Here is a 12,092-nt window from a genome sequence, read left to right as displayed (position 1 = left end):
GATCCGTCACCCGCTTCTTGTTGACCATTTCGTAGCCGGCTGCCACGATTTGGTGCCGTCGGTGCAGAGCGACTGCGCCGCGTAGTGTCCTCCACCGACACGTCCCGACCGAAACCGATCCCAACGGTGGACACGTACCCGGAGTCGAAATACCCGGCCGGCAGCGCGAGCAGGTGGCCGTTGGTGTCGAAAATATCGTTGACCACCGCAGTGGCGGGGTCGCCGACGAACACGCATGACACCAGGCCCTTGCGGACCAGCCGTTCGTCCCAGTTCTTCAGGTCTCCCAATTCTCGCCGGAGTTTCCGGCCTTTCATGATCAACATCGACGAATCCGCTGGTCAATGGGCATGACTCGGACGCCCCGTCGTATTACCCAAGTCGCCAGATTCTCGTCATGACGTACCTGCAGGGCCTGCACCATGGACGCGATGTTGCGCAGGCCCAGTTCGTTGGATGGTGCGGCCGGAGAACCCGGGAGGTGGTCCGGCCGGGCGAGGCTCGAGAGCTCCTACGTCGTTCCTCCATCGGGTGACTGCAGCATGACGATCTCGGTCGCCGCGCCGGTCATAACGATCACCGTGTCCAGGAACTCGCCGTCCACCCTCATTTTCTGGCCGGCCTCCAAGCCGATGCTCACGAAGTGAGCCGTTACAGCGTCAAGATCGGCAACGGTGATGCCGACGTGCCGGACCGGCCGATGCCGCCGACACCCGCCAATACCTCGAGCGACTCGGGCATCGTCTGCTCACCGGCCTGCTGGAACCGGAGGTGCTCCGGTTGCGCCGGCTCATCATCGGCGAGTCCAGCAGATTCCCCGACCTCGGCCGGCTCTACTGGGAGCAAGGTTTCACCAAAGGACTCACCACCCTGGCAAACGCAGTGCGAGACCTCTCAAAAGCGGGGCACCTGACAGTCGCGGACACCGATCAGGCCGCCAGCCAGTTCGCCGCCCTCATTCTCAGGATACCCGTCAACCAAGCACTCCTGCGCGGCCACGACACGATCACCGACACCGAAATCGCCGGCCATATCCAACGCGGCACCGACGCGTTCCTCACCCTCTACCACCGCAACACAAACAGATCGCCTGGCACACACCAGCATCCGTCCACTTCGGCACCGCCGACGCCATCGACCAAAACCGTCAGAACCCCCTGAACGCCGCCGACCACGCCCACCAGTCATGCCCAACCAAACCTGGATCAACCAACCAACACCCGAACCCAAACTAACTCTTTTTCCTGCCTGGGTGACTAACTGAGTGACTATGCAGCGTCGCCACCCTCGCGGACCGACCGCCAGACGTAGATGCCGAAGCGTTCGTGACTCCAGCCGATCTCCGTCACCGGAGCCATGCTTTGCCTTTTCGCCGTACGCCACGACGTGCGTCCACTCAAGGGCGCGCAGCTCCTCCGTACGAGCGCCGGTCAGCAGCGACAGCACGACGTACGCGTGCAGCCTGGACCATTCCGCCGCGACGAGGACGCCTTCCGCCTGGTCGAGGATGAGTGACTTGGATGGCCGACCGTCTTGGCCGGTCGGGATCTCCGCCAGCTCCCCAAGCCGCCGAGGGATAAATGGCACTGTCAGGTATTCCAACTGTCGGAATAGGTCGCCTATCCGAACGCTCGGGCGGGCGGGCGGGCGGGCGACGGTGGACGGTTGACGGTTGATGTTGGCAAGCTGACGGCATGACAGGTTTGATCGCCGAACTCGTGGTCGATGGTCGCATCCCGCAGACCCCAGCTCTTGCTCCGAACGGGCATCTGCTCTGTTACGTTCTCGCCCCCACCAGCCAAATCGGTGATCACCTGGACACCGCACTCTGGCTCGCCGACATCAAAGGCGACGGTGTGTGGCGCCGGGCGACCGCCGACACCGCGACGGAGTCCCGGCCTCGCTGGTCCGCGGACTCTCGCACGCTGTGCTTCCTGTCCGACCGCGCCGAGCGTGGTACCGCGCAGCTGCAGCGGCTTACTCGCACGAATCACGTGGTGATCGCGTTGACCAGCTGGCGTGCTGGCATCATCGATCACCTGCCGCTCGCCGATCCCAACCTGGTTGCTTTGCTGGCCGAGGACGAGCCCACCGAGCAGGACACGCGCCGCGTCCAGGACCGCGACGACGCCATTGTCGTCGGTGAGCGCGAACCCGGTGCCCGGTTGCGCCTGCTCGACCTGCGCACCGGCCACGTCACCACCCCGAACGTGTTCGGGGACCGGCACGTCGTGGAACTGCGGCAACGACCTGACGGCGGCCCGCTCGCCGTACTCACCCAAGCCAGCGCCGACCCTGACTATGGCCCCCGCACCGGCCAACTGCACCTGTTCGACCCCACAACGGGGACCGCGGAGGACCTCGGACCGGTCGAGGCCGACGCACACTCTCTGGCCTGGTGGCCGGGCGAGGACGGTTGGCACCTCGGTTACATCGCACTCACCCCGCCGGTCCTGCAAGCCGGTACGGCCGTGTTCGACCTGGCTATGGACAGCTGCGTCCGCCGCAACCGCACCGCCGACCTTCCCATGTGCCCCACCGAACTGTGCCAAACCGGCGCCGCACCGCTGGTGGTGTTTGCCGACGGCCTGAACGCGACCCTGGCCCGGCTCGACCCCGACGGTCCCACGCCGCTGTCGCAGCACCCCGGCCATCTCGACGACCTCACCGCCACCCCCGCCGGCACCGCGATCGCGGCAGTGACCGGCACCCGCTACCAACCCGCAAACGTTCACGTAGGGCCGCCCACCGGGCCACTGCGCAAGGTCACGGACACCCGTCCGGAACTGAACGGCGTCACCTTCGGCACCCAGCGACCGCTGGCCTACCGTGCCGCCGACGGCCTCGATCTGGATGGCCTGCTCGTACTGCCGGTCGGGAAATCCGTGTCGGACGGCCCGTCCCCGCTCGTCACGATCGTGCACGGAGGCCCCTACGGCCGGTACGCCGATTGCCTGCAGCTGTTCTGGCACCCCAGCGCGCAGTGGCTGGCCGCTGCTGGATACGCGGTGTTCCTGCCCAATCCGCGCGGCGGCCAGGGCCACGGTCACGAGTTCGCGGCCAGCGTCGCTGGCCGGGTCGGTCAGCAGGAGTGGACCGACATCCTGACCGGCATCGACCTGCTCATCGCGGAGGGCGTCGCTGACCCCGATCGGCTGGGCATCGCCGGCGGGAGCCACGGCGGGTTCATGGCCGCCTGGGCCGTCGGGCAGACCGATCGGTTTCGCGCGGCGTTGGTCAGCGCCGGTGTCACCGACTGGGGAATGCTCGCCGCGACCGGGGAGAACGGCCAGTTCGAGGCCGCGCTCGGCGGCAGCACCGGGTGGGAGGGAATCGGCCCACACCCACACGATGCGGTCAGCCCGGTCTCCTTCGCCGGCCGCGTCCGCACCCCGGTGCTCATCCTGCATGGCGCCGAGGACACCAACGTTCCTCTCGGGCAGGCCGTGTACTTCCACCGGGCACTGCGCCACTTCGGCGCCGAGCACGAGTTCGTGATCTACCCCAGAGAGGGCCACTCGATCCAGGAACGCAACCACCAACTCGACTTCCTGCGCCGCACCCGCTCCTGGTTCGACCGCTGGCTCCGACCGGCGGACGACGGTGCAGATAACTGAGCAGAAGCGGACACGGCGCCGCTTGCCCCTTCGTCGCACCCTCCCTCTGAAGAAGACCAACTTGCGAAGCTGATGAGCAAATCGGTCAGCAAAATCCGCTACTCCGACACCAGGATCGCGTACCGACCACCGCGGCCATCTTCGTTTCCGCGTTTCTCGCGGCGGCGACTGGTATCACCGCGATCGCCGTCTGGTCGTTCGATCGTACGGACAGCTTCAGGGCATCAGCGGGCTGCACTCTGACGCAGTGGCCGAAGACGTGAACAACTCGGCCCGCACTGTAGATGTCATGGTCGTGTGGCGCCGCTTTCATCCGTCGGGGATGGGAGCGTGCTGGGCGGCTCGTACGATTCGCGCCGCGTCGGGCGGCAACAAGACCCCAGTGGTCACGTCAAGCTGTTGGATTCAGGCATAGAGACGCTCGTGCCGCTAAAGACCTCCGCCCGGCAGTCGATCGGCAGTTTGGGGGTGCGGCCGGCTTGCCGTACATGATCGCGACGAACGGCGGAGGCCCTGTCGACACGTGGCGCCAAGACTTTCGGCCGTCCTCTACATCCCGCCATCGTTATATGCTGGACGGAGTATATTGATGGCGACGAAGGGATCAGGTGGATGAACGAGGGTGTTGTCGAAGAGCGGGACGGCATGGTGACCTTCCGGTACGAGCGCCGGTTGCGCAAGCCGACCGAGGTGGTCTGGAAGGCGATCACCGATCCGGACGAGGTAGGGAAGTGGGCCGGGTCTCGACCGGATATCGACCTGCGGCCGGGTGGCGAGTACGTCTCGTATCATGGCGAGGGCATCGATCCGGTGGTCGACCGGATCGTACGCGTGGAGCCGCCGCGACTCTTCGAGCACACCTTCTGGGTGCACATCAATCCGTCCGCGCTGGTGGCCTGGGAGCTGACGTCCACCGAGGCCGGCTGCGAGTTGGTGCTGACGCACACGATCTCAGTGGCTGACCTGCGCGCGGCCTCGGAGACGCTCGCGGCTGGCGACTCGATCGCGGTGATCATGTCCCGCAACGGCGCCGGTTGGCACCACCTCCTGGACCTGTTGGAGGCGAGTTTCGACGGCAGTGCCGTGGCGTGGAGTCCGGAGATGCGCAAGGACCTGCAGGATGCGTACGCCGCGATGTTGTCCTAGGTCCCGCAGCGGTCGGTCAGATCTCCGCCGGGCATCGGCGCATCACTGTCGAGAAGCAGTCCGCCGTGGCCCCGTCGTCGGTGGCACGGGCGTCACTGTGGCGCTGGACCGCGAGGACCCGAGCGGCAGCGCGGCTGGACCATGCCGGCTCGCGCTGGCGGCTGCGCGTCGGCGATGCTGTGGACGTGGAGTACGTGTCCAGAGTGCCGCGATCGCCGCTGGACGGGCTGATCGACGACCTTTACTACCTGGAGGGTGCGTCGCCGTACGCCCGGTTGACGCTGCCGCCGATGCCGGGGGCGTTCCTCATCATCAACCTCGGGGCGCCGTTCCGCATCCGCGCCGGCACCGACATCGAGACGGCCGAGTACGCAGACGGCTGCGTGGTCACCACGCCCACTCGCGCGTTGGAGTTCGGCTACCCACGCTGGACCCGGTCCGTCGGCGTGCACTTCAAGCCGTGGGGACCGGCGCCCTTCCTGCCGATGCCCGCGGCCGAGCTGTGCGACCGGCCGGTCACGGTAGAGCAGGTTTGGGGTCGGCCTGCCGTTGCTGAGCTGCGAGACCGGCTGGCCACGGCGGACGGACCGCACGAGATGCTGACGCTGCTCGAGGAGGAGCTGATGCGACGGCTGCGCGAGACCGCCGGCCTGGGGCTGGTCCGCCATACGAGCAGCGTCCTCGCGGCGACCAGCGGCGCGGTGGCGATCGGCGACCTGAGCGTGACAGCCGGTGTCAGCAGCACTCATCTGGCACAGCGGTTCAAGGAACTCATCGGCGTCACACCGAAGCGACTGGCCCGTACCTACCGCTTCGCCGCCACCGTGTTCGCGATCGACCCCACCAGACCGGTCGACTGGGCCGACCTCGCCGGTGGCGCAGGCTACTTCGACCAGGCCCACTTCGGTCACGAGTTCCGGGCGTTCACCGGGCTCACGCCGACCCGGTACGTCGAAGTCCGGCGGCAGTTCCTGCGTGAACATCCCGGCCACGCACTGGACAGCTGGCCCCTGCCGACCGATTGATTTCTTACAAGAGCGACAGCTCACGACACGCTATTTTGGAGGCACCCAAAGCAAAGGAGAGCCTCGTGGGCAAGGTGGTCATGTACAGCTCGGTGTCAGTGGACGGCTTCGTCGCGGACGAGAATGACCAACCCGGACCGCTGTTCGACTGGCTGTCCACCGGTGACGTCCCGTTGGACGAGAGCGGCGCCTTGAAGGTGTCGCAGACCTCCTACGACTACACCCGGCCGTACTGGGACCAGATCGGGACGACACTCGTCGGCCGCCACGTCTTCGACATCACGGACGGCTGGGACGGGAAGCCTCCGGGCGGGATCGACCACGTAGTCGTCGTGACGCACCGGCCGCACCCCGAGGGCTGGGACCCCGAGGCACCGTTTCACTTCGTCGACGGCGTCGAGGCAGCCATGGCCAAGGCACAGGAGCTCGCAGGTGACCGCATGGTCGAGGTCGCCGCTGGCGACGTCGGTGGCCAAGTGCTTGCCGCGGGCTTGATCGACGAGGTACGCATGGACGTAGTACCCGTCGTGTTCGGGTCCGGCAAGCGCTACTTCGGATCGGTCCACGCGCAGCACCTGTTGGAGGATCCTGACGTGGCGATTCGCGGCAACCGAGTGCTTCACCTGCGCTATCAGGTGCGCCGTTGACCGATCTGAGCGGGCACGCGAAGAAATCCACCGCGAACGGTGACACAAGACCCTGGACGGGCAATGTGGCGTCAAGACCTCGACACGCTAACTTGACAGGGAACAGCATCGCCTCGACCACGGCGTCCATACAGGTCAATCAGCGCGTCTAGAACAAAGTCGAGTAGTAGGTTCTAACTGCGCTCTTCGCCAGGCAATCAGCATTTTCACGCCCACCTGATGCAATTCCCGAGTGTTGTCGTACCTCCCTGCCACGCGCAGACAGAGGTCACCGGCAGTCCAGAATGCGAGACATCCGCGGCCAATATCCCCGGAATGCGTACGTACCCCGCACCCGGCCACCAACACACCTGAACCGTCCTGCGGACAGCACGGTCTTGGCTGTCTCCGCTATTTTCGGCGGGCCAGGGCAACGGCGATAATGATGATGACGCCGCGGATGATTTGTTGTTGGCTGGTGTCGAGGCCGGCGAGGATGAGTGCGTTGTTGATCAGCCCAATCAGCAGGGCGCCGAAGAGCGAGCCGACGATTTTGCCGCTGCCACCGAAAAGGCTGGTTCCGCCGAGGATGACCGCGGCGATCACGGAGAGCTCGTCGCCGGTTCCCCATTGAAACCGGCCGGACTGCAGACGGCCGGCGTAGAGCATACCGGCCACACTCGCGACCAAGGACATGAGGACCATGACGGTGAACTTGACGCGGCGGGTGTTGACGCCGCTAAAACGGGCGGCGACCGGATTTCCGCCGGTGGCGAGGACTTGGCGGCCGAATCGTGTCTTGGCCATCACCACGGCGCCGACAACGACGGCGATCACGGCCCACAGGAGCAGGCCCGGGATGGGCCCGAGGTCGCCGGAGCCGAAAATGGTGTTGAAGGTGTCGTTGAGGATCGGCTGCGGCGCGGACGAGGTGATCCATTGCGCCACGCCGACGGCGATTCCGAGCATCCCGAGTGTCACCAGGAACGAGGGAATGTTCAAGAGGGTCACCAATCCTCCGTTGATCACACCGACGAGCAGCCCAACGCCGAGACCGGCCGCGATGCCGGCGAACAGTCCGCCGTGGGTGACGGACATCGCGGCGACCACGCTGGCCAGGCCCGCGACTGAGCCGACGGACAGGTCGATTTCGGCGGACGCGATCACAAAGGTCATCGCGACGGCCATCACCGAGATGGTGGCCGTCTGCCGAAAGATGTTGAGCAGGTTGTTGCTGCTCAGAAAGCCACTGCCGTGCAGCAGAATGGCGAACAGCAGAAAGATGACGACGAAACCGACATAGATGACGTACGAATGCCAGTCTTCGCGGACTCTCGCCCATGCCCGCAGGTACGCCGGTTGGGATCTTGTCTCCCCGGCCAGATCCGATGGCAGGCCACGGGTGGTGGTCATGGCTGGTCGACTCCTTGGACGGCGGCTTGGAGGGTTTCTTCGCTCGAGATGTCCTCGCGCGGCAGGATGCGTTCGACCGTTCCATCGCGCAGAATCAGGACGCGGTCACTAATCGCGAGTAGTTCGGGGAGTTCTGAGGAGATGACGATCACACCGAGTCCCTCGTCGGCGGCTTGGCGAATCATGGCGATGATGTCGGTTTTCGTGCCGATATCCACGCCGGCAGTGGGTTCGTCCATGATCAGCACAGCCGGTTTGGTCGCGAGCCACTTGGCGATGACCACTTTCTGCTGGTTGCCGCCGGACAGCAGTTTCACCGGACTGGTGGATGAGTTGAGCCGGACCTGCAGATCCTGGATGAGGTCGCCAGCGATTTTCCTGCCCTTGCGGTCATCGATCAGCGGACCGCGGTTCAACCGCGGCAGCAACGGCAACAGCAGGTTGTCCCGGACCGAGTGTTCGAGTACGAGTCCCTGTGCGCGCCTGTCCTCGGGGATAAGGGCGAGACCCGCTGAGATGGCCGCGCGCGGACTGGTCAGTTTGACTCGTTGACCGCGCAGGAAGACGTCGCCCTTGGTCGCTCTGTCTATACCGAACAGGCAACGGGCGAGTTCGGTGCGTCCGCTGCCCATCAATCCGGCGAGGCCGACGATTTCGCCGGGCGCCAGCGTGAATGTGACGTCACGTACGCGCGGGCCCGCGGTGAGGTTCCGCACTTCCAGCAGCGGCGCGGCGGCGTGATCGATCTTGCGTGGTCGCCACACCAGCGCGCCGTCGAGGCGCCGCCCGACGATGTGTTCGACGAGTTCGGCCGCGGTCAGCTCGCCGCAGGTGGCCGTGATTACGTTGCGTCCATCGCGAAGCACGGTCACCCGATCGGCGATCCGGTAGATCTCGTTCATCCGGTGGCTGATGTAGATGACCGAGATGCCGCGCGCCTTCAGCCGCTCGAGCAAGGCGAACAGCGCGTCTGCCTCGGTTTTCGCGAGGCTCGCGGTCGGCTCGTCCATGATCAGTACACGCGCCTTCTGGGCCAGCGCCTTCGCGATTTCGGTGAGCTGCCAGTACGCCGTACCAACGGAACCGAGCATGGCGTTCGGGTCGAGATCCACTCCCATGTCGGCGAACAGTTCCCGCGTTCGGCGAACAGACTCCCGGTCGCGCAGCAGCCCGAACCGATCGCGCGGCTCGCGGTTGAGGAAGATGTTCCGAGCCACGCTGAGCGTCGGGATCAGACTGAACTCCTGAAAAACCATCCCGATCCCGGCGGCCCGCGCGTCCTGCGTCGACCGGAGCCGGACTGTCTTCCCGTCGATTCGAATGTCCCCGGACTCGAGTTGATAGACCCCCTGAAGGATCTTCATCAACGTCGACTTGCCGGCACCGTTCTCACCGACCAGAGCGTGCGTTTCCCCGTGCCGCAAAGCGAAGTCGACACCAGCGAGGACCGGTACGCCGTTGAACGCCTTGCGAACACCGCGCATCTCGACCGCGAAGCGCGCCGCATTGTCGTTCATGCGGGATCAGCGCGCATGTGCCGCGGCCCGACTACGGTCCAGCATCGGCACGTCAACCCAGGCATCGGATTCCGCCGACGCGACGATCGCGTCGGAAATCAACGCGACCTGATAGCCATCTCCGAAGTCCGGGCTTACCGGTGTACCATCCACAATCGCCCGGAAAAGGTCGTTGGCCTCGATGATTTTCGTGTCGCCGTAGCCGATACCCAGCGCGGGGATGGGCCATAAGGCATCTCCGTACGGGTGCGCGGGTCCTGTGTGGACGGTGCGAAAACCTCGGCGATCATCCGGGTCGTCGGCGAAACACACCTGAAGTTCGTCACGCCGCTCGTAGTTGAACACGATCGAACCCTCAGTGCCATGCAGCTCAAATGTGAGGAAGTTGTTACGCCCGTACGCGTTGCGGGTGGCCTCGATGGATCCCACCGCGCCATTGCCGAAGCGAAGCAACGTCGACACCTCATCATCGACATCGACGATGCCCCAGGGCGTACCTGCCAGTCGACCGGCGCCCAGCCTGTCGAGACCTCCCGCGCCGGTCGGCCGTTTGGGAATGTACGTCCGCAGCATCGAGTTGACGGACGCGACTTCGCCGACCAGATAGCGAGCGAGGTCAAGCACGTGCGTGCCGATGTCGCCGAGCGCGCCCGATCCGGCAATCGACTTCTGGAATCGCCATGACAAGGGCGACTCTGGATCGGCCGACCAGTCCTGCAGGTAGGTGCCGCGAAAGTTCAGCACTTGCCCGATCGCACCTTCGTCGATATAGCGTTTAGCCAGGGCCACGGCCGGCGTACGCCGGTAGTTGAACGCCACCATGTTGACGATGCCGGCGGCACATCCGGCTTCGTACATTCCGCGTGCCTCCTCGCCAGTGCGGGCAAGCGGTTTCTCGCAGATGATGTGCTTACCCACGGTGGCCGCCGCAACAGCAATCTCGGCGTGCAGGTCGTTCGGGGTGGCGATGTCGATGACGTCAATGTTCGGGTCATCGACAACACGCCGCCAGTCGCCAGTTGATCGCTCGTAGCCGTATCGAACGGCGGCCTCCGCCGCCAGTTCCGCGTTGACATCCGCGATCACGGATCGTATCGGCATCGCCGGGGGCGGCCAGAAGTACATTGGCAGGGCGGCGTACGCCAGCGAATGTGCCTTGCCCATGAATCCGGCGCCGATCAGCCCGATTCTGAGTGTTTTCACAGCGGTTCCTTACTTCTTGTAGGAGTTGGCGATCGCCGCCGGAGGCGGTGCGTGATAGACCTGCCCCCAGGCCTGAAGTACGTTCGTGTGGTCGACGGGCAGTGCATTGAGCGCCACGTACGGCGGCGCCGTCTTGCCGAGCAGCCCGTACGCGGCCAGTTTGGCTTCCACCGTCCCCTGGTCGAAGGGGCGCTGCGCGCCAAGCCCGGCGATCAGCGAGTCCTTTGCCAGCGCGATTGCCACATTGGTGCCCAGATCCTCGGTCGCGATAACAAGGTCGTTGCGGCCGTTCGCGCGCGCGGCGGCCATCACGCCTTCTGCCGGCACATCCCATACCGCCCAGATCCCGGTCAGGTCCGGATGTTTGGTGAGCATCGCATCGGCGGCTTTCTGCGCGTCGCCAGCGAAGTCCGGTCCAGCGATCCCGGTTGACTCGACGATCTGCAGATTCGGGTAGTCGTTCTTGAGTGTGGTCCTGAAACCGTCGTACCGCTGCTGGGTGACGAAGAAGTCCGCATTGTGGAAGACGACACCGATCTTGCCTTTGCCGCCGACGGCCTTCGCGAGCTCGTGTGCGGACACCACTCCATTGCCGTAGTTGTCCGCCGAGACCACACTGACGTAGCCGTGTCCCGCGGTCATCCCTTTGGGGACGTTGTCCATGAAAACAAGCTTGATGCCGGCGTCGGCGACTTTTTGGTACTGGGCCGCGGTCGCGACCGGATCGGTGGGAATCGAGACAATGACTTTGGGACGTAGCGCCATCACGGTCTCAAGATCAGAGACCTGTTTGCCGGGATCGAAGTTCGCGTCCGTAACGGCAAGGACCTTGATGCCGAGCTGGGCGAACTCGTTCTTCAGTCCGGCGATCTGGGCCACCGCCCAGTCGTTGCCCCCATAGTGCATCACGATCGCGGCGGTCGCGTGCATGGCCTTGACCCGCGCTATTTCCTGCGCGGTCAACGTCACCACACTCGCCGGGGAGGCCGTTTCTGCGTTCGGTCCCTTGCTGAGCACCGCGCCAGAGGCAATCTTGCGCAGCGCGGCGTCCGCTTGAGCGGTGATCGTGGAGTTCGTTCGACCGCCGTCGCCAGCCGACGATGAGGAACAGGCACTGGTGAACAGAACCAATGTCGCTGCCGCGGCGGCCAGCAAGCGCAGTGTTGACTGCTTCATGGCCGTTCTCCCTGGTTTGGAGGCCGAACATAGGAAAGTTCGTCGAGGTAGGTCTTGCTGAACTCCGCCGCTATCCGCGGATCCCCGTCGTAGTCATCCAGTTCAACCATCAGCCAACCGTCATAGGCTGCCTCCGTAATCGCCGTCATGATGGCGGGGAAGTCAAGATCGCCGTCACCGAGTGGAAGGAACTGATGTGTGGCGAGCCGTACGTCCTTGAGATGGATGTGGCTGATCCGATCCGCATAGCGGCGGATGAGCGCAGCCGGATCCCCGCCTCCAGCGGCAAGATGTGCGGTATCTGGACAGAACCCGATCCTGGTGTCCTTCAACAGACGTTCGATGTCCTGCGGTCCTTCGACGATCGTC

Annotated in this window: 12 protein-coding genes and 1 pseudogene; 6 read left to right on the top strand and 7 right to left on the bottom strand. The window is 64.9% G+C overall.

Annotated features, from left to right (window positions below; translation table 11 throughout):
• Positions 1-326, bottom strand: a 326-nt coding sequence (locus tag ABD301_RS21990) for a hypothetical protein (protein ID WP_344312235.1), incomplete at its 3' end; no start/stop codon positions are given.
• Positions 327-511: 185 nt separating this feature from the next.
• Positions 512-640 carry a VOC family protein gene (locus tag ABD301_RS21985; RefSeq protein ID WP_279581431.1) on the bottom strand — a complete coding sequence of 43 codons (129 nt, stop codon included), beginning with the start codon at positions 638-640 and terminating at the stop codon, positions 512-514.
• A 92-nt stretch (positions 641-732) separates the two neighbouring features.
• Between ABD301_RS21985 and ABD301_RS21980 the strand changes: the two are divergent.
• The 6 genes and pseudogenes from ABD301_RS21980 to ABD301_RS21955 form a co-directional block, all read left to right on the top strand.
• Positions 733-1,161: pseudogene (locus ABD301_RS21980) on the top strand (TetR/AcrR family transcriptional regulator C-terminal domain-containing protein); the annotation flags it as partial.
• A gap of 195 nt (positions 1,162-1,356) precedes the next feature.
• Positions 1,357-1,515, top strand: a complete 159-nt coding sequence (locus tag ABD301_RS21975; protein WP_279581433.1) for a hypothetical protein — start codon at positions 1,357-1,359, stop codon at positions 1,513-1,515.
• Positions 1,516-1,694: 179 nt separating this feature from the next.
• Positions 1,695-3,617 carry a S9 family peptidase gene (locus ABD301_RS21970; protein ID WP_344312231.1) on the top strand — a complete coding sequence of 641 codons (1,923 nt, stop codon included), beginning with the start codon at positions 1,695-1,697 and terminating at the stop codon, positions 3,615-3,617.
• A gap of 612 nt (positions 3,618-4,229) precedes the next feature.
• Positions 4,230-4,763: an SRPBCC domain-containing protein gene (locus ABD301_RS21965; RefSeq protein ID WP_163569979.1), complete on the top strand. Its 534-nt coding sequence runs from the start codon at positions 4,230-4,232 to the stop codon at positions 4,761-4,763.
• A gap of 65 nt (positions 4,764-4,828) precedes the next feature.
• Complete coding sequence (locus tag ABD301_RS21960) at positions 4,829-5,788, top strand: helix-turn-helix domain-containing protein (RefSeq protein ID WP_344312229.1); 960 nt, start codon at positions 4,829-4,831, stop codon at positions 5,786-5,788.
• A 65-nt stretch (positions 5,789-5,853) separates the two neighbouring features.
• Complete coding sequence (locus ABD301_RS21955; RefSeq protein ID WP_344312228.1) at positions 5,854-6,435, top strand: dihydrofolate reductase family protein; 582 nt, start codon at positions 5,854-5,856, stop codon at positions 6,433-6,435.
• Positions 6,436-6,825: 390 nt separating this feature from the next.
• Here ABD301_RS21955 and ABD301_RS21950 read toward each other — a convergent pair whose 3' ends face one another.
• The 5 genes from ABD301_RS21950 to ABD301_RS21930 all read right to left on the bottom strand — a co-directional run.
• On the bottom strand, positions 6,826-7,827 hold the full coding sequence (locus tag ABD301_RS21950) for an ABC transporter permease (RefSeq protein WP_344312227.1): 1,002 nt from the start codon (positions 7,825-7,827) through the stop codon (positions 6,826-6,828).
• Positions 7,824-9,344, bottom strand: coding sequence for a sugar ABC transporter ATP-binding protein (locus tag ABD301_RS21945; RefSeq protein ID WP_344312226.1), 1,521 nt, complete (start codon positions 9,342-9,344; stop codon positions 7,824-7,826). Before ABD301_RS21945 ends, ABD301_RS21950 begins: the two co-directional genes overlap by 4 nt.
• Before the next feature lie 6 nt (positions 9,345-9,350).
• Positions 9,351-10,547, bottom strand: a complete 1,197-nt coding sequence (locus ABD301_RS21940; RefSeq protein ID WP_344312224.1) for a levoglucosan dehydrogenase — start codon at positions 10,545-10,547, stop codon at positions 9,351-9,353.
• Positions 10,548-10,556: 9 nt separating this feature from the next.
• Positions 10,557-11,723 carry a substrate-binding domain-containing protein gene (locus ABD301_RS21935; protein WP_344312223.1) on the bottom strand — a complete coding sequence of 389 codons (1,167 nt, stop codon included), beginning with the start codon at positions 11,721-11,723 and terminating at the stop codon, positions 10,557-10,559.
• Positions 11,720-12,092, bottom strand: a 373-nt coding sequence (locus ABD301_RS21930; RefSeq protein WP_344312222.1) for a sugar phosphate isomerase/epimerase family protein, incomplete at its 5' end; no start/stop codon positions are given. The genes ABD301_RS21935 and ABD301_RS21930, both read right to left, overlap by 4 nt.

The organism is Fodinicola feengrottensis (assembly GCF_039530045.1).
GTDB classification, from domain to species: Bacteria; Actinomycetota; Actinomycetes; order Mycobacteriales; family HKI-0501; genus Fodinicola; species Fodinicola feengrottensis.
Note: the sequence above shows the minus strand (reverse complement) of the source record. Positions and strands in the feature narration are given on the sequence as shown.

Bases quoted from the DNA above. Each gene is read 5' to 3' on its own strand.
- ABD301_RS21975 (WP_279581433.1), top strand. From the start codon at position 1,357: ATGCTTTGCCTTTTCGCCGTACGCCACGACGTGCGTCCACTCAAGGGC.
- ABD301_RS21970 (WP_344312231.1), top strand. From the start codon at position 1,695: ATGACAGGTTTGATCGCCGAACTCGTGGTCGATGGTCGCATCCCGCAG.
- ABD301_RS21935 (WP_344312223.1), bottom strand. From the start codon at position 11,723: ATGAAGCAGTCAACACTGCGCTTGCTGGCCGCCGCGGCAGCGACATTG.
- ABD301_RS21965 (WP_163569979.1), top strand. From the start codon at position 4,230: ATGAACGAGGGTGTTGTCGAAGAGCGGGACGGCATGGTGACCTTCCGG.
- ABD301_RS21945 (WP_344312226.1), bottom strand. From the start codon at position 9,344: ATGAACGACAATGCGGCGCGCTTCGCGGTCGAGATGCGCGGTGTTCGC.
- ABD301_RS21950 (WP_344312227.1), bottom strand. From the start codon at position 7,827: ATGACCACCACCCGTGGCCTGCCATCGGATCTGGCCGGGGAGACAAGA.